The sequence below is a fragment of the Pseudomonas sp. BTN1 genome, assembly GCF_001907715.1.
GTDB lineage: Bacteria > Pseudomonadota > Gammaproteobacteria > Pseudomonadales > Pseudomonadaceae > Aquipseudomonas > Aquipseudomonas paracarnis.
This window is the reverse complement of the sequence record NZ_MPBM01000026.1, coordinates 112,057-133,979: the sequence shown is the minus strand read 5'-3', so window position 1 is coordinate 133,979 and position 21,923 is coordinate 112,057. Positions and strand designations below refer to the sequence as shown.

Sequence of the window (21,923 nt, the reverse complement as noted above, 5' to 3'; positions counted from 1 at the left end):
ACTGACATGCGCCGTATGATCGCACCCGGCTGGCCCGGTAACTTGCTGGCCGTGGTGGCCGGCGCCATCACAACCCTGGCGCTGGCGCCGTTCGATATCTGGCCGTTGGCGCTGGTAGCGGTCGGCCTGTTCTATATCGGCCTGCGGGAGCTGACACCCCGCCAAGCCCTGGCCCGTGGCTGGTGTTTCGGCTTCGGCCTGTTTGGCGCCGGCACCAGTTGGATCTACTACAGCATCCACCACTTCGGCGGCGCTTCGGTGCTGCTGGCGGGGTTCCTGATGCTGCTGTTCACCGCCGCCATCGCCTGGTTCTTTGCCCTGCCCGCCTGGTTATGGGCACGCTGGTTGCGCCGTAACGAAGCACCACTGGCGGATGCATTGACGTTCGCCGCGTTGTGGGTCGGCCAGGAAGCCTTTCGTGGCTGGTTCCTTACCGGTTTCCCGTGGTTGTACTCCGGTTACAGTCAACTCGATGGGCCTTTGACCGGCCTCGCGCCATTGGGTGGGATGTGGCTGATTTCCTTCGCCCTCGCACTCACCGCCGCATTGCTGTGCAACCTGCCGCGTCTGCTGGCCAGCAAGCGCAATGCCTTCATCGGCGCGGGTCTGTTATTGCTGGTTGCACCTTGGGCCATTGGCCTGGCGCTCAAGCATCACGCCTGGACGTCGCCGTCTGGCGCGCCGCTGAGCGTGGCCGCGATTCAGGGCAACGTCGAGCAAAGCATGAAGTGGGACCCCGACCAGCTCAATGCACAGTTGGCGCTGTACCGCGACATGAGCCTGAGCTCCAAGCGCGTCGACCTGCTGGTCTGGCCGGAAACCGCCGTGCCGGTGCTCAAGGAGTCCGTCGAGGGCTACCTGGGCATGATGGGCAAGTTTGCCGCCGACCGGGACAGTGCGTTGATCACCGGGGTACCGATTCGCCAGGAAGTGCACCACCAGAAGCGCTATTTCAACGGCATCACCGTGGTGGGTGAAGGTGACGGCACCTACCTCAAGCAGAAACTGGTGCCGTTTGGCGAGTACGTGCCGTTGCAGGACATGTTGCGCGGGCTGATCGCCTTTTTCGACCTGCCCATGTCGGACTTCGCCCGCGGCCCTTCTGACCAGGCCATGCTGCAGGCCAAGGGTTATCAGATTGCGCCGTTCATTTGCTATGAAGTGGTGTACCCCGAATTCGCCGCCGGCCTGTCGGCCCAGAGCGACCTGCTGCTGACTATCAGCAACGACACCTGGTTCGGCCGCTCCATCGGCCCGCTACAGCACCTGCAAATGGCGCAAATGCGTGCGCTGGAGGCTGGCCGCTGGATGATCCGCGCCACCAACAACGGCGTGACCGGGCTGATCAACCCGTTTGGGCAGATCACCGCGCAGATCCCGCAGTTCGAGCGCGGCATTCTCTATGGAGAGGTGGTGCCGATGCATAACCTCACGCCGTACCTGCAATGGCGTTCGTGGCCGTTGATCATTGTGTGCCTGGCATTGTTTGGCTGGGCTCTGCTGGCTGCACGAATGTCCAAAACGCTCTGACCTGTGGGAGCTGGCTTGCCTGCGATGGCGGTGTATCAGTGCCCTGAGTGCTCACTGACCCACCGCCATCGCAGGCAAGCCAGCTCCCACATTTTGATCTCCTGTGTTGCGCCTACCGGTAAAACAACCGATACCCCACCTGCCCCACCGCTTCATTGATCAACTGCCCGCTTTGCCACACCGCCTTGACCTCCGGCATCCAGCCACCCAGCGGTCGGCCATGGTCCACACCCAAAAAGCCCACCGGCCCCGGCACCACGGTGAAGCCGGCCTTTTCAAAACTCCACACCGAACGCGGCATGTGCCAGGCCTGGGTCACCACTACCACACGCTTGATGCCTTGAGGCAAGAGTATCTCGGCGCTCATCTGGGCGTTTTCCCAGGTAGTGCGGCTTCGCTCTTCTTTCCAGCGTACGGTGACACCGAAGTCATCCTGCATCGACACGGCCATCAGCTCGGCCTCACTGGGCGGCGTGCCGTAGTGCAAGCCACCGCTGGTCAGCACTGGCAAACCGGATGCCTTGGCCAGCCGCGCGGCAAAACGCTCACGCTCCAGGCCAATACCGGTGGGCTGGTCGCTGCCCCAGGCAACGTCACCGCGCTCGCGCCCCGAGCCCAGCACCACAATCGCGTCGGCACGCTGGGCCAAGGTGGCCCAGTCTTCCCGGGCCAAAGGTGGTTCTGTCTCCAGGACACGGGCGCCCCACTGCACCATCACTGGCAGGCTGATCAACCACATCCCGCCCAGCCCGAGGGCAAAGCACAAGCCCGCCAGGCGCGGACGGCTGCGGCGAAACCACCAGGCACACGCCAGCAACAGCAGAAAAATACCGGGCGGCAACAACAGTTGTTTAATGAAATAACGAAAAGGCATCGGGCATCTCCAAAGATGCCCGCAGCCTAGATGCATCGGGGTTTTGCAACAATCCTTACCGACAACATTTTGATAACGCTAACGGATAACGCGTGGCTCACTTGCACCGCACGGACCGGAAGTTCTCTGGCCCACGGCCGGTCGCCACGTCTTTGAGCCAGATGACCTTGGCCGAATGAGCGGGCGGGGAAGCCTGCCCATGGGAGGCGCGGTCGTGATTCAACGCCAGGTAGTTCTTGATCAATTCAAGTTCCGCCTGGCTCAAGCCTCGCAACTCCAGCTCCAGAGGCCGCTCATCACGCAATCGGCCTGCGGTTCTTGCGGCATCCAATGCCCGACCCAAACGGTCGATCAATCCTTCATACAACTGCGGTTTCGTTAAAGTTCGCTGCGATTCAACCATCCCCTCACCTCATTGAAGAAATACTTGCTCCCCACTAAACAGCGTAGCCCCCGTGGCTGCGCCTGCCCGGTGCCGCGACAGACGGCCCTTGCCGCGCAATCAGGGTTTCCCTCGATAGAGTGGGGTCATGTATGCTACGGCGCTTCCTGTAACTCCACTTCCCGCAGGGTTTGGGCACGGACGCGCCGCTTCTTGGTGTCGAACAACCCGGACAGTGCACCGAAGAGGATTAGGCCACCCCTATCCAGTTCAAAAGTAGCCATGCACGAACAATATCAGCCCCGTGAAATAGAAAATGCCGCCCAAACCTTCTGGGACGAGCAAAAGTCCTTTGAAGTCAGTGAACAGCCAGGCAAGGAGACTTACTACTGCCTATCGATGTTCCCTTACCCCAGCGGCAAGCTACACATGGGGCACGTGCGCAACTACACCATCGGCGACGTGATTTCGCGCTACCAGCGCATGCTCGGCAAGAACGTGTTGCAACCTATGGGTTGGGACGCCTTCGGCATGCCGGCAGAAAACGCCGCGATGAAAAACAACGTGGCGCCCGCCAAGTGGACCTACGAAAACATCGCCTACATGAAGACCCAGCTGCGCAGCCTGGGCCTGGCGGTGGACTGGTCCCGCGAGGTCACCACCTGCAAGCCGGATTACTACCGTTGGGAACAATGGCTGTTCACTCGCCTGTTCGAAAAAGGTGTGATCTACAAAAAAAGCGGCACCGTGAACTGGGACCCGATCGACCAGACCGTACTGGCCAACGAACAGGTTATCGACGGTCGCGGCTGGCGTTCCGGCGCGCTGATCGAAAAGCGCGAAATCCCGATGTACTACTTCAAGATCACCGCCTACGCGGATGAACTGTTGTCGAGCCTCGACGATCTGCCGGGCTGGCCTGAACAGGTCAAGACCATGCAACGCAACTGGATCGGCAAATCCAAGGGCATGGAAGTGCAGTTCCCATACAACGTCGACTCCATCGGCGAAGCGGGCGCACTCAAGGTCTTCACCACCCGCCCCGACACCCTGATGGGCGCGACCTACGTCGCCGTGGCCGCCGAACACCCGCTGGCCACCCAGGCCGCACAGAACAACCCTGAGCTGCAGGCGTTCATCGCTGAATGCAAAGGCGGCAGCGTGGCCGAAGCCGACGTCGCCACCCAGGAGAAAAAAGGCCTGCCAACCGGCCTGTTCGTCGAGCACCCGCTGACCGGCGAGAAACTGCCGGTTTGGGTCGCCAACTACGTATTGATGCACTACGGCGATGGTGCCGTCATGGCCGTGCCGGCCCACGACGAGCGCGATTTCGAATTCGCTACCAAGTACAGCCTGCCGATCAAGTCGGTCGTGCGCACCAGCTCGGGCGACACCAACCCCGCTCCGTGGCAAGACGCCTACGGCGAGCACGGCACGCTGATCAACTCCGGCGAATTCGACGGCCTGGACTTCCAGGGCGCCTTCGATGCCATGGAAGTGGCCCTGATCCAGAAAAACTTCGGTGCCTCGCGCACCCAGTTCCGCCTGCGCGACTGGGGCATCAGCCGCCAGCGCTACTGGGGCTGCCCGATCCCGATCATCCACTGCCAAACCTGCGGCGACGTGCCGGTACCGGAAGACCAACTGCCGGTCGTGTTGCCAGAAGACGTGGTGCCGGATGGCGCTGGCTCGCCGTTGGCACGCATGCCTGAGTTCTACGAGTGCAGCTGCCCTAAGTGCGGCGCACCGGCCAAGCGTGAAACCGACACCATGGACACCTTCGTGGAGTCCTCGTGGTACTACGCTCGTTATGCCTCGCCGCATTATGAAGGTGGCCTGGTGGAGAAATCCGCAGCCGACCATTGGTTGCCGGTGGATCAGTACATCGGTGGCATCGAACACGCCATCCTCCACCTGCTGTATGCGCGCTTCTTCCATAAGCTGATGCGTGACGAAGGCCTGGTGAGCTCCGATGAGCCGTTCAAGAACCTGCTGACCCAGGGCATGGTGATCGCCGACACTTACTATCGTCGCGAAGCCAATGGCGCCTACACCTGGTTCAACCCGGCGGATGTCGAGCTTGAGCGTGACAGCAAGGCCAAGGTCATCAGCGCCAAATTGAAGGCCGACGGCCTGCCGGTGGAAATCGGCGGCACCGAGAAGATGGCCAAGTCCAAGAACAACGGCGTCGACCCACAGTCGATGATCGATCAGTTCGGCGCCGACACCTGCCGCCTGTTCATGATGTTCGCCTCGCCGCCTGACATGAGCGCCGAATGGTCCGACTCGGGTGTCGAAGGCTCGCACCGTTTCCTCAAGCGCGTCTGGCGCCTGGCCCACGCCCATGTCAGCCAGGGCCTGCCGGGCAAGCTGGACCTCGGCGCCTTGAACGACGAGCAGAAAGCCGTGCGCCGCAGCATCCACCTGGCTATCCGCCAGGCCAGCCAGGACGTCGGGCAGAACCACAAGTTCAACACCGCCATCGCCCAGGTGATGACGCTGATGAACGTGCTGGAAAAAGCCTCGCAGGCGACCGAACAAGATCGTGCGCTGATCCAGGAAGGCCTGGAAACAGTTACCCTGTTGCTCGCGCCGATCACGCCGCACATCAGCCATGAACTGTGGAGCCGTCTGGGCCACAGCGGTGCCGTCATCGATGCCGCCTGGCCGGTGCAGGATGACAGCGCCCTGGTACAGGACACGCTGCAACTGGTCATCCAGGTTAACGGTAAACTGCGTGGCCAGATCGACATGCCGGCCAGCGCCAGCCGTGAAGAGGTTGAAGCAGCTGCACGTATCAATGAGAACGTGCTGCGCTTTACCGAAGGCCTGACCATCCGCAAGGTGATCGTGGTGCCTGGCAAACTGGTCAATATCGTCGCCAGCTAAATCGGATCAGGCGCGGGGCTTGGGCCCCACGCCGAACTAAACCTTTAGGGCCCGAGAAGGCCCACCTGGTTTCAAGGGGAGCAACAAAATGATCAAACGCAATCTGCTGGTTATGGGCCTTGCCGTGCTGTTGAGCGCTTGCGGCTTCCAGCTGCGCGGTACCGGCACCAATGAGCTGTCGCTCAAGGAACTCGACGTCAGCGCCCGCAACGCCTACGGCGAAACCGTCACCCAGCTGCGCCAGACCCTGGAAAACAGCGGTGTGCACGTGTACAACGGCGCCACCTACAAACTGATCCTGACGGATGAGCGAGAAACCCAGCGCAATATCAGCTACGCGAGTGCTGGCCGTGCGTCCGACGTCGAGTTGAACACTGCGCTGATGTTCGAAATACAAGGCCGTGATCAGTTGCCGTTGATGGGTGACAAGATCCAGGTGCAGAAAGTGGTGAGCCACGATGGCAACAACTTGGTGGGTTCGGACTCCGAGACCATCCAGGTGCGCAAGGAAATGCGTCGTGAGCTGATCCAGCGCATGATGACTCGCCTGCAAATGCTCACTCCGGAAAAACTGGCTGAGCTGCAGCAAGTGGCCGACAACAAGGCCAAGGCTGATGCCGACGCCCTGAAAGCCGCGCAGGAATATGAAGACAACACGCCGAAACAGTCGCCTGTTGAAGTCCCTGTCGAGTAAGCCAGACGGGGCGCCCCTGGCGCCCCGTTCGCCCTGCCTATGAAACTTGCCCCCGCCCAACTCGCCAAACACCTGCAAGGTGGCCTTGCGCCTGTGTACATCGTCAGCGGCGACGACCCGCTACTGTGCCAGGAAGCGGCCGACGCTATCCGCACCGCCGCACGCCAGCAAGGTTTCGATGAACGCCAGGTGTTCAGTGCTGACGCCAGTTTCGACTGGGGCACGCTGCTGCAAGCTGGCGCGAGCATGTCGCTGTTTGCCGAAAAACGCCTGCTGGAACTGCGCCTGCCCTCGGGCAAGCCGGGCGATAAAGGCGCGGCGGCCCTGATGGAATACTGCTCGCGCCCCGCCGAAGACACCGTGCTGCTGGTCAGCCTGCCCAAGCTTGACGGCAGCGCGCAGAAAACCAAGTGGGGCAAGGCCCTGGTTGAAGGTCCACAGACTCAGTTCATCCAGATCTGGCCGGTGGACAGCAACCAGTTGCCGCAGTGGATTCGTCAGCGCCTGTCGCAATCAGGGCTGGCGGCGACACAGGATGCCGTGGAACTGATCGCCGCTCGGGTCGAGGGCAACCTGCTTGCCGCCGCCCAGGAGATCGAAAAGCTCAAGTTGATGGCTGAAGACGGGCAGATCACCGTCGAAACCGTGCAAGGCGCAGTGGCCGATAGCGCACGCTTTGATGTGTTCGGCCTGGTGGACGCCATCCTCAACGGCGAGCCCGCCCACGCCCTGCGCATGCTCGAAGGCCTGCGTGGCGAAGGAGTGGAACCGCCGGTGATTCTGTGGGCACTGGCCCGTGAGCTGCGGGTGCTGGCGAACATTGCCCTGCAATACAGCCAAGGCACACCGCTGGACAAATGCTTCAGCCAGGCCAGGCCGCCGGTGTGGGACAAACGCAAACCCCTGATGAGCAAAGCCCTGCAACGGCACTCGGCGCAACGCTGGGCGCAACTGTTACTGGAAGCGCAGCGCATCGACGCACAGATCAAAGGCCAGGCTGCCGGCTCACCGTGGATGAGCCTGAGCCGTTTGTCGCTGTTGATGGCTGGCCAGCGCCTGGCGTTGCCTGCCGAATAACCACCTCTGTACAACGGCACAAAACCCTGTGGGAGCTGGCTTGCCTGCTCCCACATTGACTCTGCCCACTGCCTATTTGCGACATTTCCCACCTATCGACGGGCTTTACAGCCGGCCCACTTCGGCAGATGATTTGCACCGCTGCATTCCACCCTCAAGCGAGAGAATCCACCATGAGCAAAAAGCCATCCAAGCATGGCCCCAACAAGGCCAAATCCATCATCGCCCAGCCCTTGTTCCGCAGCCGCCAGGAACGCGCCGGCAAAGGCAAAGGCAGCTACCGCCGCGAAGCCTTCCAGTCTAATAGCTGGGAGGCTTCTTACTTTCTGGCTGCCTGAAGGCAAGCGCCCCTCTGGCATGATAAGGTCTGTACCTGATTTGTAACCCCTGGACCTGTGCATGCCCTCTCGTCTTTCTCGTCATTGGCACCTGCGCCAATTGATCGCTGCCTCCAGCCTCATTCTGCTTGTCGCCTGCGCCGAAAAACCTACCGCTGCGGACGCTCAACCCCTGCCCAAGCTCCAGACGGCCCCGGCTATCGCGCCTGCCGTGGTGGCCCCGTTGGCGGTGGACAATCTCGATATCCAGCCGACCCAGACCTTTGCCGAATGGCAAGCTGGCTTCCGTGCGCAAGCGCTGCAGGCCGGGATCACTGCGGCCGTGTTCGATAACGCTTTTGCCGGCGTCACACCTGATATGGCGGTGATTCGCGCCGACCGCAGCCAACCGGAATTTTCCCGCCCGGTGTGGGAGTACCTCGACGGAGCACTGTCGCCGGTGCGCGTGCGCAATGGCCAGGCACTGCTGGTCAAGTACGCCGATATTCTGCAAAGCATCGAGCAACGCTATGGCGTCGACCGCCAGGCGCTGGTCTCGGTGTGGGGCATGGAGAGCAACTTCGGCGCTTTCCAGGGCAATAACTCGGTGATCCGCTCCTTGGCCACCCTCGCCTATGAAGGACGTCGTCCGGCCTTTGCGCAAGCGCAGTTGCTGGCCGCGCTGCAGATCATCCAGCATGGCGATATTCAGGCCGACCAGATGAAAGGTTCCTGGGCCGGGGCGATGGGCCAGACCCAGTTCATCCCGACCACCTACAACACCCATGCCGTGGACTTCGACGGTGACGGTCGCCGCGATATCTGGAACAGCCCGTCCGACGCCCTCGCCTCCACCGCGCATTACCTGCAAAGCTCCGGTTGGCAGAAAGGCCAGCCGTGGGGCGTTGAAGTACAGCCGCTGCCGTCGGGCTTCGACTACAGCCTGGCCGATGGCGGCGTGCGCAAGACCGTGGCGCAATGGCTGCAACTGGGCATCCAACTGCCGCCTGGCGTGAGCCTGCCGGCCAATGTCGACCAGCTGTCCGCCGCCCTGCTGCTGCCGGCCGGCTACCGTGGCCCGGCGTTCCTGGTGCTGGATAACTTCCGCGCGATCCTCAAGTACAACAATTCGTCGTCTTATGCACTGGCGGTTGGCTTGCTGTCGGAGCGGTTTGGCGGTGGCGGTGTGATTCGGGGCAGTTGGCCAAAGGATGAGCTGCCACTGAGCCGTTCGCAACGCATAGACCTGCAGACGGCGCTCAGCGCCAAAGGCTATGACGCGGGTAATGCCGACGGGATTATTGGCGCCAACACGCGCAAGGCGATTCGGGCTGCGCAGCAGGCGTTGGGCTGGCCGGCGGATGGGTATCCGACGGTGAAGTTGCTGGAATCGCTGCAGAACCGCTGAAGTGATCGCTCCCACGCTCTGCGTGGGAGCGCTGCCTTGGACGCTCCGCGTCCGCGGCTGAAGAGGGTGACGCAGAGCGTCACTGGAGGCATTCCCACGCAGAGCGTGGGAACGATCAGGCCTTGAACACTACATCCTGCTCCAACACCACACGCTGCTCCCCCGCATCCAGACGCACCAAGGCGCCCATCGGCAATGTCAGGTTCGGGTCGCAATGCCCACTGCGCCAGCCTGCCAGCACTGGAATGCACAGCGGCTCAAAGGACTGCTTCAGCAGACGTGCCAACGCCCCGCTATCCACACCAGCCACATCCCCTACCAGCACACCGGCGACCTGGGCCAGCTTGCCAGCCAGGCGCAGGTGGGTCAGCAGACGGTCAATGCGATAGAGCGGTTCGTTGACGTCTTCGATAAACAGGATGATGCCGTCAGCGTCTATTTCGTAAGGCGTGCCCATGACCGCGGCGATCATCGACAAGTTACCCCCCAGCAAGCGCCCACAGGCCACACCTGGCTCGATTGTGGTCAACGGGTAGGCCATCGGGTGCGGCAGCACACTGCCGGCGCCCCGCTGGCCACGCAGCAGGCTGAACAAGGAGGATTCGGTGGGTGGCTGTTTGCCGCCGAGCAGGTCGGCGTTGAGCATCGGGCCATGGAACGTCACAAAGCCCGCATAGCGGTTGATGGCCAGATGCAAGGCGGTGATATCGCTGTAGCCCACGAACGGCTTCGGGTTGGCGCGCAGCAGGTCGAAGTCCAGGGCGTCGAGCAAACGGGGCGTGCCGTAACCGCCACGCAGGCAAAGGATGACATCGATATCGGGGTTTGCGAAGGCGGCATGCAAATCACGCACGCGCACTTCATCGCTGCCGGCCAGGTAACCGTCGTGCTCGTACACCCCGGGGAAAATGTGCAATTGGTAGCCACGGGCACGCATCCATTGCCCGGCTTTTTCAACATCCAGCGCGGCGGGGCCGGCGGGGGCGATCAGGCCGAAGGTGCCTTCGGGGCGCAATGCAGGTACGGCGGCGGTCATCCATGGTTCTCCCTATATGACGCAGAACGAAATGTGGGAGCTGGCTTGCCTGCGATGCAAGCGCCTCGGTGTATCAGTGACACCGAGGTGATGCTATCGCAGGCAAGCCAGCTCCCACACAAGCCAGCATTTCACATTGATTCTGGGGGCGGCTTACGAAACCAGGCTCGCCTTGACCAGCTTGGCCTGCTCGTCGGCGTGGTACGAAGACCGCACCAACGGGCCCGAGGCCACGTTCTTGAAGCCCATCTTGTAACCTTCCTCGGCGAACCAGGCGAAGGTGTCCGGGTGCACGAAGCGCTGCACCGGCAAGTGGCTGCGGGACGGTTGCAGGTACTGGCCCAGGGTCAGCATGTCGATGTCGTGTTCGCGCATGCGCTTCATGACTTCGATGACTTCTTCGTCGGTTTCACCCAGGCCCAGCATCAAGCCGGACTTGGTCGGGATGTGCGGCATCATCTGCTTGAATTTCTGCAGCAGGGTCAGCGACCACTGGTAGTCCGAACCCGGGCGTGCAGCCTTGTACAGGCGCGGCACGGTTTCCAGGTTGTGGTTGAACACATCCGGCGGCTCGGCAGCGGTGATGTCCAGGGCGACGTCCATCCGGCCACGGTAGTCCGGCACCAGGGTTTCGAGCATCACGTTCGGCGACAGCTTGCGGATCTCGCGGATGCAGTCGGCAAAATGCTGGGCACCACCGTCACGCAGGTCGTCGCGGTCTACCGAGGTGATCACCACATACTTGAGCTTCAGGTCGGCGATGGCGATGGCCAGGCTTTCTGGCTCGTTGACGTCCAACGGCTTCGGACGGCCGTGGCCGACGTCGCAGAACGGGCAACGACGGGTGCAGATGTCACCCATGATCATGAACGTGGCGGTGCCGCCAGAGAAGCACTCGCCCAGGTTCGGGCAGGAGGCTTCTTCGCATACGCTGTGCAACTTGTGTTTGCGCAGCAGCGACTTGATACGGTCGACTTCCGGCGAAACCGGGATGCGCACGCGAATCCAGTCAGGTTTCTTCGGCAGTTCGGTGGTCGGGATGATCTTGACCGGGATGCGTGCAATCTTCTCGGCGCCGCGCAGCTTGACGCCGGCTTCCACCTTGGCACGCGGGGCCGGGGCTGGACGCTCAGTGATGTCCAGCGCCGGGATCATGGTTTGCACAACATCAGTAGTCATATCAATCGATTCCGCCCGTCAGGGTCGTCTGCTCTGCATAGTCGAGGTGTTTGACGAGCTGCGCGCGCAGCCGGGCACTTACCTCGGCAAATTCTATGGATGTTGCATGCTCACTCAACTGGGTCATCGCAAGCCCGGCGTAACCGCACGGGTTGATGCGCCGGAACGGCGCCAGGTCCATGTCCACATTCAAGGCCAGGCCATGAAAGGAACAACCGTGGCGAATGCGCAGCCCCAGGGAGGCGATTTTCGCGCCATCCACGTATACACCCGGTGCATCGGGCTTGGCCACGGCGGTCACGCCGTAACTGGCCAATAGCTCGATCAGGCACGTTTCCATGCGGCTGACCAGGTCGCGCACGCCAAACCCCAGCTTGCGCACGTCCAGTAGCAGGTAAGCCACTAGTTGACCGGGCCCATGGTAAGTCACTTGTCCCCCTCGGTCGACCTGCACCACCGGAATATCACCCGGCAGCAGCAAGTGCTCGGCCTTGCCGGCCTGACCCTGGGTGAAGACCGGCGGGTGTTCCACCAGCCAGATTTCATCCGGGGCCGAGGTGCCGCGCTCATTGGTAAAGCGCTGCATGGCATGCCAGACCGGCTCGTATGCCATCCGGCCGAGCTCGCGAAAGCCCAGGACTTGCGACATCACAGCACCATATGCACGAAGCCGGTGGCTCGCAGTTCGCTGTTGATGTTGTAGAGCTGGTCTTGATCGGTCGCAACGATGTGCAACTGGATCGTGGTGTACTTGCCGGTGGAGCTTTGGCGCTCGTCCACGCGGTTGTCGTTGATTGTCGCGTGCTTGCGCACGATTTCGAGAATCTTGTCCTTGCGGCCGACACCGGTATCGCTGATCACCTTGACGGGATAATCCGTCACAGGAAATTCGATCTTTGGCGCCTTTACTTCTACGTCTTTATCGGTCATGGCAGAACAGCCTCGTAAGCGCTAAGCCGTGGCGACGGGCAAAGCCCCGCGTTGGATCAACGCGGGGCTTTGCAGGTGCACACAATCAGTTGAACAAGCCGTAGAAGAATAGACGGATGCTATCCCATACGCGGCGGAAGATACCACCTTCCTCGACAGCGTCCAGCGCGATCAGGTCGGCGCTGTGCACCACCTTGTCGTCCAGCTTCACTTCGACCTTACCGATCACATCACCCTTGGCGATTGGCGCAACCAATTGCGGGTTCAGGGTCATGCTGGCGGCGAGCTTTTTCAGCTGGCCTTTAGGCATGGTCAGGGTCAGGTCGTCGGCCAGGCCGGCCTTGACTTGAGAAGTCGAGCCCTTCCACACCGGCGCGGTCGCCAGTTCAGCACCCTTCTGGTAGAAGGTCTGGGTTTCGAAGAAGCGGAAGCCGTAAGTCAGCAGTTTTTGCGTCTCGGCCGCACGGGCCTGCTCGCTGTTGGTGCCGAATACTACGGCGATCAGGCGCTGGCCATCACGTACGGCGGACGACACCATGCAGTAGCCGGCTTCGTCGGTGTGGCCGGTCTTCAGGCCATCGACGGTCTTGTCGCGCCACAGCAACAGGTTGCGGTTAGGCTGCTTGATGTTGTTCCAGAAGAATTCCTTCTGGGAGTAGATCGCGTAGTGCACCGGGTCAACGCGGATGATCGCGCGCGCCAGGATCGCCATGTCATGAGCCGACGAGTAGTGCTCCGGGTTCGGCAGGCCGGTCGGGTTCATGAAGTGGCTGTTGGTCATGCCCAACTCACCGGCGGTTTTGTTCATCATGTCGGCGAAGGCGTCTTCGCTGCCGGCGATGTGCTCGGCCAGGGCGACGCTGGCGTCGTTACCGGACTGGATGATGATGCCGTGCAGCAGGTCGCTCACGGTCACTTGCGAACCCACCTTGATGAACATCCGCGAACCACCAGTACGCCAGGCGTTTTCGCTGACGGTAACCGGGTCGTTTTCGCCGATCTGGCCGCGACGGATTTCCAGGGTCGCGATGTAGGCAGTCATCAGCTTGGTCAGGCTGGCAGGCGGCAGGCGTACATCACCGCCGTTTTCGACCAGCACGTTGCCACTGGCGGCGTCCATGAGGACCCACGACTTGGCGGCCAGTTGCGGGGAGGCCGGCACCATTTCAACCGCCCAGGCGGCCGGGGTGATGATCAGCGAGATAAGCAGGCACGTGCGTTTGGCTAAGGTGGTGATGTTCATCCGTCTCTCGAAATTGCTTATGGAAACTTGCCCTCGCGGGCAAAACTATTCAGACAGCCCGCTTCCAGACTGTCACGTGTTCGGTTGCCCGCTCACCCCTTGCCCCTGGGTTTTTATTGTTCAACGAGCCAACAACCAGGGCTCGGGCACGCAGACGCCCCCGAGCCATCAATGCGTTACTTATTCTGCGGTGACCACGCTAGGTTGCCCCAGGTTGGCCAGGCGTACGCTGTTCTGCACTTGCGCCACTTCGCTCGGCGAGCCGATCGGGCCCATGCGCACACGGTGCAACGTTTGCTGGTTACGCACGATGGAGCTGATGAAAACCGGCGCACTGACCATGCCGCTGAGCTTGGACCTTAACAGTTCTGCCGCATCCGGGTTGGCGAAAGCGCCGACCTGCAGGTATTGCCCGCCCGCCATCGAGGCGCCCGGTGCCGCGTGAGGGACGACGACGGTATCCGGAGCATGTTGCGCCGGCGGCGGCGTCCACTGCTCGATCTTGCCGGTCGAGGCCGTCACTTGCGGTTGCGGGGTAGCCGGTTCGTTGAGCATCAACGGCGCCGGCTTGCCGCGCTGGGCCCAGTACTGCGCCGGGTCGATGCCTTCGACTTTCACCCGGGCGGTGCCGGTTTCGGCGTAGCCAAGCTTCTTGGCGGCGGCGTAGGACAGGTCGATGATCCGGTCCGAATAGAACGGCCCGCGATCATTGACCCGCAGGATCACCGTGCGGTTGTTGTCCAGGTTGGTGACGCGAACATAGCTGGGCAGCGGCAGGGTCTTGTGGGCCGCGCTCATGCCATACAGGTCATACACTTCGCCGTTGGCGGTGTTCTGGCCATGGAACTTGGTGCCGTACCAGGACGCGGTGCCCGACTGCACGTAAGTCTTGGACTCCTGCAGCGGGAAGTAATTCTTGCCCAGCACGGTATAGGGGTTGGCCTTGTAGGGGCCGGTGTGCAGGGTCGGCGTGGCGTCCGGGATTTTCGACACATCCACATCCCACCACGGCGCGCCGTCTTTGTGCGCGCGGTTGATGTCCAGGCCCGGCTGGGCACGCACGACCGCGCCGCCGGCCTTCTTGGCCGGCGCACGGTTAGGCGTGGTGGAGCAACTGGCTACCAACAAGGACAACGCGGCGAACGCCACCAGCTTGAGCGGTTTTTTGAACGGCGATACCCGCATTACTTGTTGCCCCGTGCTTGAACCAGCTCATCTGACAGCTGATGCACGGCCATGGCGTACATCACACTGCGGTTATAACGCGTGATTGCGTAGAAATTCTTCAGGCCCATCCAGTATTCAGGGCCATTTGCGCCTTCCAGGCGGAATGCCGTCACCGGCATGTCGTCGCGTGGCGCATTCTGACTCGACCAGCCCAGCGCTCGCAACTCCCCGACGGTCTTGACCGGTTCGATACCTTGGGTCAGGCCCTCGTCGGCGTGCTCGCCCGCGACATCGGCGCGGATAACCACCGGCTCGCCGCCCACCCAGCCGTGGCGCTTGAAGTAGCTGGCCACGCTGCCGATGGCATCGTCGGGGTTGCTCCAGATATTGATGTGCCCGTCACCGTCGAAATCCACCGCGTAGGCCCGAAAGCTGCTCGGCATGAACTGCGGCAAGCCCATCGCCCCGGCGTAGGAGCCCTTGAGGCTCAGCGGGTCGACCTGCTCTTCGCGGGCCAGCAACAGGAATTCGCGCAGTTCCTTGCGGAAGAACTCGGCGCGGGGCGGGTAATCGAAGCCCAGGGTCGACAAGGCGTCGATCACCCGGTAGCTGCCGGTATTGCGCCCGTAAAAGGTTTCGATGCCGATGATCGAGACGATCACCTGCGCCGGCACGCCGTATTCTTGCTCGGCGCGGGCCAGTACCGCCTCGTGCTGGCGCCAGAAATCCACGCCGCGGGCGATGCGTGCATCAGTGAGGAACATCGGGCGATAGTCCTTCCACTGCTTGACGCGTTCGGCGGGCCGGGAAATGGCGTCGAGGATCGCCTGCTTTTTCTGGGCTTCGCGGAACACGCCCATCAGTTGCTCACCGGCAAAACCGTAGTCGCGGGTCAGCTCACCGACAAATTCGGCAACCTGGGGAGAGCCATCGTAGTCACCGGCCTGCGCCTCTTGCGTTGCCCCCAGCAGCCCGATCAGGCCCATCCAGGTCGCATGCCGAGTCGCCCAGCCGCGCATTACTTGCATTGACATCTTCACCTTATTCAAACCTGTGCGATCCACTTGCGATGCGTATGAATCGACATCAAAACCCCAAACGCTGACAGCAATGTCACCAGCGAAGTTCCGCCGTAGCTAATGAATGGCAACGGCACCCCAACCACCGGCAGCAGGCCACTGACCATACCGATGTTGACGAAAACGTAAACAAAAAAAGTCATGGTCAGGCTGCCGGCGAGCAATTTGCCGAACAGCGTCTGCGCCTGGGCCGTGATCACCAGGCCGCGACCAATCAACAGTAGATAGATCAGCAACAATGCGCAAATGCCCACTAGGCCGAACTCTTCGCCCATCACCGCGATGATGAAGTCGGTATGGCTCTCGGGCAAGAAGTCCAGGTGAGACTGGGTGCCCAGCAACCACCCCTTGCCAAATACCCCGCCGGAACCGATGGCCGCCTTGGATTGGATGATGTTCCAGCCGGTGCCCAGCGGGTCGCTCTCCGGGTCGAGGAACGTCAGGATCCGTTGCTTCTGGTAGTCGTGCATAAAGAAGAACCACATGGCCACCGCCACGGGCACGGCGGCGGCCAGCACGCTGAGGATCCAGCGCCAGCGCAATCCGCCCATGAACAGTACGAACGCGCCACCGGCGAGGATCAGCAACGAGGTGCCAAGGTCCGGCTGGCGCACGATCAGCACAAAGGGCACGCCAATCAGGATCAGGCTGATCGCCACGTGCTTGAGCTGCGGCGGCAAGGTGCGCTTGGACAGGTACCAGGCAATAGTGGCCGGCATCAGGATCTTCATGAATTCCGACGGCTGGAAGCGAATCACCCCCGGGATGTTGATCCAGCGTGTGGCCCCCATGGCGTTGTGGCCCATGACGTCCACCACCACCAGCAGCAACACGCCGGCGACATAGCCCAAGGGCACCCAGCGTGCCATGAAGCGCGGCTCCAACTGGGCGATCACCACCATCGACAGCAGGCCCAGGCCAAACGAGGACGCCTGCTTGATCAGCAAGTCCCAGTTCTTGCCGCTGGCCGAATACAGTACAAAAAGGCTGCCGGCCGCCAGGGTCAGCAGCAGGATCAGCAAAGGGCCATCAATGTGCATGCGTTGCAGCAACGTCGCACGGCGACGCATCACATCTTCGCTGGAGAGGATGCGGTCAAAATTACTCTTCACGGGCCGTAACCTCGGGGCTTGAAGGGGGGCCGCCATACTCGGGCTTGAGCCGGCCATCGTCGGCCAGCAGCCAGGCGTCCATCACCTGGCGTACCACTGGGGCCGCGACGCCGGAGCCGGACTCGCCGTTCTCGACCATCACTGCCACCACGATTTTCGGGTCTTCCGCCGGCGCAAAGCCGACAAACAAGGCGTGGTCGCGGTGGCGCTCCTGCACCTTGGAGCGGTCATACTTTTCGCCCTGCTTGATTGCGACCACCTGGGCCGTACCACTCTTGCCGGCAATGCGGTACTGCGCGCCGACCGCCGCCTTGCGCGCGGTGCCGCGAGCGCCGTGCATCACCTGCTGCATGCCATGGTTGACCTTGGTCCAGTCGGACGGGTCACGCAGCACGATGTCCGGAATCGGGTTGTCGTCCACCGGCTTTTCGCCTTCGATGGTCCTGGCCAGATGCGGTCGGTTCCACACGCCTTTGTTCGCCACCAGCGCCGTGGCCTGGGCCAGTTGCAGCGGAGTGGCTTGCATATAGCCCTGGCCGATACCCAGGATCAGGGTTTCGCCAGGGAACCACGCCTGGCGGCGGGTCGCACGCTTCCACTCCCGCGATGGCATCAGGCCGGGGGATTCTTCGAACATGTCCAAGGAGACTTTCTGACCGAGGCCAAACTTGCCCATGTAGGCAGATAGCCGATCAATCCCCAGCTTGTGGGCCAGGTCGTAAAAATAGGTGTCGTTGGAGCGCATGATCGCGGTGTCCAAATCGACATAGCCGTCACCGGAGCGGTTCCAGTTACGGTACTTGTGGTCGTAGTTGGGCAGCATGTAGTAGCCAGGGTCGTACACCCGGCTTGAGGCCGTGACCACACCAGCATCCAGGCCGGCAATCGCCACCGCCGGCTTGATGGTCGAGCCCGGGGGGTACAGGCCGCGCAACACACGGTTGAACAGTGGCCGGTCGATGGAGTCACGCAGCTCGGCGTAGGCCTTGAAGCTGATGCCCGTCACAAACGGGTTGGGGTCGAAGCTGGGCTGGCTGACCATCGCCAGCACTTCGCCAGTCTTCGGGTCCAGCGCCACTACGGCACCTCGCCGACCGCCCAAGGCCATCTCGGCAGCTTCCTGCAACTTGATGTCCAGGCTCAGGACAATGTCCTTGCCCGGTACCGGATCGGTGCGCTTGAGCACGCGCAATACGCGGCCACGCGCATTGGTCTCGACTTCCTCGTTACCTACCTGGCCATGCAACTCGGCCTCGTAGAAACGCTCGATGCCGGTTTTGCCGATATGATGGGTGCCGCTGTAGTTGATCGGGTCGAGGGTTTTCAGCTCTTTCTCGTTGATCCGCCCCATGTAGCCAACGGAGTGGGCAAAGTGCGGCCCTTGCGGGTAATGCCGCACCAACTGCGCCACCACTTCCACACCCGGCAGGCGGAACTGGTTCACCGCAATCCGGGCGATCTGCTCTTCGGTCAGCTCGAACAGAATAGGCACCGGCTCGAACGGCCGGCGCCCCTGCCGCATGCGCTTCTCGAAGACGGCCCGGTCTTCCGGCGTCAGTTGCAGCACCTCGACGATGACATCGAGCACCTGCTTCCAGTCGCCGGAACGCTCACGGGTCATGCTCAGGCTGAAGCTGGGCCGGTTATCGGCAACCACCACGCCATTGCGGTCGAAAATCAGCCCACGGGTAGGGGGAATCGGCTGCACATGCACCCGGTTGTTTTCCGACAGCGTGGAGTGATAGTCGTACTGGATCACCTGGAGGAAATACAGCCGCGCAATCAGCACGCACATCAGCACCACCACCAAGACAGCACCGAACACCACCCGCGCGCGTACCAGACGTGCGTCTTTCTCGTGGTCCTTGATGCGGATCGGTTGGGTCATCGGGGGCGGCGCAGGCTATTTGTGGTAAGGGTGCCCGGACAGAACTGTCCAGGCGCGATACAGCTGTTCACCGATCAGAATCCTTACCAACGGGTGCGGCAACGTCAGCGCCGACAGCGACCAGCGCTGATCGGCCCGCGCACAGACTTCCGGCGCCAGCCCTTCCGGGCCGCCGACCATGAAATTGACCGTGCGCGAATCCAGGCGCCAGCGATCCAGCTCCACCGCCAGTTGCTCGGTGCTCCAGGGCTTGCCGTGCACTTCAAGGGTGACGATGCGCTCATTGGGGCCGACCTTGGCCAGCATGGCTTCGCCTTCCTGACGGATAAAGCGCGCCACGTCGGCGTTCTTGCCCCGGGTATTGAGCGGTATTTCCACCAGCTCAAGCGACAGCTCAGCGGGCAGACGCTTGGCATATTCGTGCCAGCCTTCTTCCACCCACTTGGGCATGCGTGAACCGACAGCGATCAGACGCAGGCGCACAGCCGTTCCTTATTCCTGGTCTTTGTTGAGCTTGTCGAAGTGCGCGTGGCCCACTTCCGGGCTGTGGTGCTTGCCATCGGCAGCACGGCTCTGCTCGGCGCCTTTCCACAGACGCTCCAGGTCGTAGAACTGGCGAGCGTTGGAGGTCATCATGTGAACGATCACATCGTCCATGTCCAGCAGCACCCAGTCGCTGTCGCCCTTGCCTTCTTCACCCAGTGGCTTGACGCCCTGGGCTTTGACGGCTTCGCGAACCTTGTCCAGCATCGCGCCGATCTGGCGGTTGGAGGTACCGGTGGCGATGATCATGAAGTCGGTGATGCTCTGCTTATCGCGCACGTCCAGCACCTGGATGTCCTGGGCTTTAACGTCTTCCAGGGCAGCCACGGCGACTTTCACCAGCTCTTCGCCAGCCAGTTCCGGGCCAACATGGGCTTCAACCGGCAGCGGCGCGCTTTTGAAGGTGCCTTTGCGCTTAACTTTGCTTACGTCTTTGTTCGTCATATAAAACTCGTTTTGCTCGTATGTTCGGGCGCTTGCTGCACGGTTCGTGCGTTCAAGCGCGCCTTTTCAGTTCGACGCACGGTAAAGCCCGTGCGCATCGATGTAGGCCAGGACCGCGTCAGGCACCAGGAAACGTACCGACTTCCCGCTGGCCAGCAGTTGACGGATCTGGGTGGCGGACACCGCAAGCGGGGTCTGCCAGACGAATGCAATATTCCCGTTCGGCCCGGTCAGGGCCAAGGGGTCACTTACCGACCGCGCGGCCAGCAGGTTGCGCAAGGCATCCGGCGGTTCGCTGTCGGCATCCGGGCGTTGCAAAACCAGGATGTGGCAATGCTGGAGGAGTTCCTCCCAGCGGTGCCAAGAGGGCAGGCCGCAAAATGCGTCCCAGCCCAAAAGCAGAAACAGTGGGTCATCTGCGGCCAATTCGGCGCGCATCAGCTCCAGGGTGTCGATAGTGTAGGACGGTTTATCGCGCTTGAGTTCGCGATCGTCCACCACCAGCGGCGATATACCTTCTACGGCAACACGCACCATTTCCAGGCGTTGTTCTGCGGCCACCTGCGGCGTGTCGCGATGGGGCGGCCGAAAATTGGGCAGCAGGCGCAGCTCATCCAGCGCAAGGGCATCCGCAACTTCCAGGGCACTGCGCAAATGGCCGATGTGCACGGGGTCGAAAGTACCGCCGAGCAGCCCGATGCGTTTAGTCATCAAGTGCGCACATGACCGTCGCCAAACACCACGTACTTCTCGCTGGTCAGCCCTTCGAGGCCCACCGGGCCGCGTGCGTGGAGCTTGTCGGTGGAAATACCGATCTCCGCCCCCAGGCCGTACTCGAAGCCGTCGGCAAAACGCGTCGAGGCGTTGACCATCACCGAAGCGGAATCCACTTCGTTGAGGAAACGCCGGGCATCGCTGAAATGCTCGGAAACGATGGCGTCGGTGTGCTTGGAGCCATAGGTATTGATGTGTTCGATGGCCTGGTCCAGGTCGTCGACGATGCGGATCGACAGGATCGGGGCCGTGTACTCGGTGTACCAATCCTGCTCGGTCGCCTCGATGACGTCCGCGCCCAGCAGCGCACGGGTGCGCTCGCAACCGCGCAGTTCTACCGACTTGTCACGGTAGATGGCGGCCAGCGGCGGCAGCACGCGCTCGGCAATGCCGACGTGCACCAGCAGGGTTTCCATAGTGTTGCACGGCGCGTAGCGGTGAGTCTTGGCGTTGTCGGCAATGCGGATCGCCTTGTCGAGGTCGGCGGCGATGTCGATGAACACATGGCAGACGCCGTCCAGGTGCTTGATAACTGGCACCTTGGCATCGCGGCTGACGCGCTCGATCAGGCTCTTGCCACCACGAGGCACAATCACGTCGACGAATTCCGGCATGGTAATCAGCGCGCCCACGGCGGCACGGTCGGTGGTTTCCACCACTTGCACCACTTCGGCTGGCAACTCGGCCACGGCCAAGCCCTGCTGGATGCAGGCGGCGATGGCGCGGTTGGAGTTGATCGCCTCGGAACCGCCACGCAGGATGGTAGCGTTGCCTGACTTGAGGCACAGGCTCGCGGCGTCGATGGTCACGTTCGGGCGCGACTCATAGATAATGCCGATCACGCCCAGGGGCACGCGCATCTTGCCCACCTGGATGCCGGACGGCAGGTAACGCATGTCGCGAATTTCACCGATGGGGTCAGGCAGCTTGGCCACCTGACGCAGGCCTTCGATCATGTCGTCAATACGTGCCGGGGTCAGCGCCAGGCGGTCCAAAAGGGCTGGCTCCAGGCCATTGGCGCGCCCATTGGCCAGGTCCAGTTCGTTGGCGGCGGTCAGCTCGGAGCGCGAAGCATCCAGAGCATCCGCAGCCGCCAGCAGCGCACGGTTCTTCTGCGCGGTGCTCGCACGGGCGATCAACCGCGAGGCCTGCCGGGCAGCGCGACCCAGGCGGGTCATGTAGTCAAGAACGGACTCAGTCATGGTCAGGGAGTCTTGGCAAAGAGGAAAGCGGCAGATTATAGCTGTGACGCCGCCCGACTGACAGCGGTGAGGGGCGGATGGTCGAAATGAACTGTAAAAACCCCAGGTTCAGGCGTAATTAAGCTGAGAGTTGTTATGATTCGGTCACATTTAGC

At 61.9% G+C, this 21,923-nt stretch carries 21 protein-coding genes; 6 read left to right on the top strand and 15 right to left on the bottom strand.

Annotation, left to right across the window (positions count from 1 at the left end; genetic code table 11):
• The first annotated feature begins 6 nt into the window (after positions 1-6).
• Positions 7-1,530, top strand: a complete 1,524-nt coding sequence (gene lnt / locus BMH52_RS13585; protein ID WP_014720074.1) for an apolipoprotein N-acyltransferase — start codon at positions 7-9, stop codon at positions 1,528-1,530.
• Between the two features lie 112 nt (positions 1,531-1,642).
• Here the strand turns inward: lnt and BMH52_RS13580 are convergent, their stop codons facing one another.
• Together BMH52_RS13580 and BMH52_RS13575 are read right to left on the bottom strand one after the other, a co-directional pair.
• Positions 1,643-2,404: a YdcF family protein gene (locus BMH52_RS13580; protein WP_014720075.1), complete on the bottom strand. Its 762-nt coding sequence runs from the start codon at positions 2,402-2,404 to the stop codon at positions 1,643-1,645.
• Between the two features lie 97 nt (positions 2,405-2,501).
• Positions 2,502-2,807 carry a hypothetical protein gene (locus BMH52_RS13575; protein ID WP_072435477.1) on the bottom strand — a complete coding sequence of 102 codons (306 nt, stop codon included), beginning with the start codon at positions 2,805-2,807 and terminating at the stop codon, positions 2,502-2,504.
• A 261-nt stretch (positions 2,808-3,068) separates the two neighbouring features.
• Between BMH52_RS13575 and leuS the strand changes: the two genes are divergently transcribed.
• From leuS to BMH52_RS13545, 5 genes are all read left to right on the top strand, one after another.
• Positions 3,069-5,675, top strand: coding sequence for a leucine--tRNA ligase (leuS, locus tag BMH52_RS13570; RefSeq protein WP_073843936.1), 2,607 nt, complete (start codon positions 3,069-3,071; stop codon positions 5,673-5,675).
• Between the two features lie 88 nt (positions 5,676-5,763).
• Complete coding sequence (lptE, locus tag BMH52_RS13565; protein WP_014720078.1) at positions 5,764-6,369, top strand: LPS assembly lipoprotein LptE; 606 nt, start codon at positions 5,764-5,766, stop codon at positions 6,367-6,369.
• Positions 6,370-6,408: 39 nt separating this feature from the next.
• A complete protein-coding gene (gene holA / locus BMH52_RS29395) occupies positions 6,409-7,446 on the top strand; it encodes a DNA polymerase III subunit delta (protein WP_003194456.1) in 1,038 nt (345 codons plus the stop codon).
• 173 nt (positions 7,447-7,619) lie between these two features.
• Positions 7,620-7,784, top strand: coding sequence for an alternative ribosome rescue factor ArfA (gene arfA / locus BMH52_RS13550; RefSeq protein WP_003176285.1), 165 nt, complete (start codon positions 7,620-7,622; stop codon positions 7,782-7,784).
• A gap of 61 nt (positions 7,785-7,845) precedes the next feature.
• Positions 7,846-9,171, top strand: a complete 1,326-nt coding sequence (locus BMH52_RS13545) for a lytic murein transglycosylase (protein ID WP_003194458.1) — start codon at positions 7,846-7,848, stop codon at positions 9,169-9,171.
• Positions 9,172-9,286: 115 nt separating this feature from the next.
• Here BMH52_RS13545 and BMH52_RS13540 read toward each other — a convergent pair whose 3' ends face one another.
• From BMH52_RS13540 to BMH52_RS13480, 13 genes are all read right to left on the bottom strand, one after another.
• Positions 9,287-10,207, bottom strand: coding sequence for an LD-carboxypeptidase (locus BMH52_RS13540; protein ID WP_073843934.1), 921 nt, complete (start codon positions 10,205-10,207; stop codon positions 9,287-9,289).
• 153 nt (positions 10,208-10,360) lie between these two features.
• Positions 10,361-11,362: a lipoyl synthase gene (gene lipA / locus BMH52_RS13535; protein WP_177345089.1), complete on the bottom strand. Its 1,002-nt coding sequence runs from the start codon at positions 11,360-11,362 to the stop codon at positions 10,361-10,363.
• A gap of 25 nt (positions 11,363-11,387) precedes the next feature.
• Positions 11,388-12,035, bottom strand: coding sequence for a lipoyl(octanoyl) transferase LipB (gene lipB / locus BMH52_RS13530; RefSeq protein WP_014720082.1), 648 nt, complete (start codon positions 12,033-12,035; stop codon positions 11,388-11,390).
• Complete coding sequence (locus tag BMH52_RS13525; RefSeq protein ID WP_005791752.1) at positions 12,035-12,316, bottom strand: DUF493 domain-containing protein; 282 nt, start codon at positions 12,314-12,316, stop codon at positions 12,035-12,037. Before BMH52_RS13525 ends, lipB begins: the two co-directional genes overlap by 1 nt.
• An 85-nt stretch (positions 12,317-12,401) precedes the next feature.
• Positions 12,402-13,559: a D-alanyl-D-alanine carboxypeptidase family protein gene (locus BMH52_RS13520; RefSeq protein WP_014720083.1), complete on the bottom strand. Its 1,158-nt coding sequence runs from the start codon at positions 13,557-13,559 to the stop codon at positions 12,402-12,404.
• A 180-nt stretch (positions 13,560-13,739) separates the two neighbouring features.
• On the bottom strand, positions 13,740-14,744 hold the full coding sequence (locus tag BMH52_RS13515; protein WP_014720084.1) for a septal ring lytic transglycosylase RlpA family protein: 1,005 nt from the start codon (positions 14,742-14,744) through the stop codon (positions 13,740-13,742).
• Positions 14,744-15,754, bottom strand: a complete 1,011-nt coding sequence (gene mltB, locus BMH52_RS13510; RefSeq protein WP_020301955.1) for a lytic murein transglycosylase B — start codon at positions 15,752-15,754, stop codon at positions 14,744-14,746. The genes BMH52_RS13515 and mltB overlap by 1 nt, the downstream gene beginning before the upstream one ends.
• A 17-nt stretch (positions 15,755-15,771) precedes the next feature.
• Positions 15,772-16,875 (bottom strand): rod shape-determining protein RodA, encoded by a 1,104-nt coding sequence (gene rodA, locus BMH52_RS13505; RefSeq protein ID WP_044268991.1) that lies wholly within the window; start codon positions 16,873-16,875, stop codon positions 15,772-15,774.
• A gap of 31 nt (positions 16,876-16,906) precedes the next feature.
• Positions 16,907-18,805 (bottom strand): penicillin-binding protein 2, encoded by a 1,899-nt coding sequence (gene mrdA / locus BMH52_RS13500; RefSeq protein ID WP_014720086.1) that lies wholly within the window; start codon positions 18,803-18,805, stop codon positions 16,907-16,909.
• 15 nt (positions 18,806-18,820) lie between these two features.
• Positions 18,821-19,288: a 23S rRNA (pseudouridine(1915)-N(3))-methyltransferase RlmH gene (rlmH, locus tag BMH52_RS13495; RefSeq protein ID WP_003176297.1), complete on the bottom strand. Its 468-nt coding sequence runs from the start codon at positions 19,286-19,288 to the stop codon at positions 18,821-18,823.
• A gap of 9 nt (positions 19,289-19,297) precedes the next feature.
• Entirely contained in the window at positions 19,298-19,792 is a 495-nt protein-coding gene (gene rsfS / locus BMH52_RS13490) for a ribosome silencing factor (RefSeq protein WP_003176298.1), read from the bottom strand.
• 66 nt (positions 19,793-19,858) lie between these two features.
• Positions 19,859-20,503 (bottom strand): nicotinate-nucleotide adenylyltransferase, encoded by a 645-nt coding sequence (nadD, locus tag BMH52_RS13485; RefSeq protein ID WP_003194480.1) that lies wholly within the window; start codon positions 20,501-20,503, stop codon positions 19,859-19,861.
• Positions 20,503-21,768 carry a glutamate-5-semialdehyde dehydrogenase gene (locus tag BMH52_RS13480; RefSeq protein WP_003194482.1) on the bottom strand — a complete coding sequence of 422 codons (1,266 nt, stop codon included), beginning with the start codon at positions 21,766-21,768 and terminating at the stop codon, positions 20,503-20,505. The genes nadD and BMH52_RS13480 overlap by 1 nt, the downstream gene beginning before the upstream one ends.
• Positions 21,769-21,923: the final 155 nt, after the last annotated feature.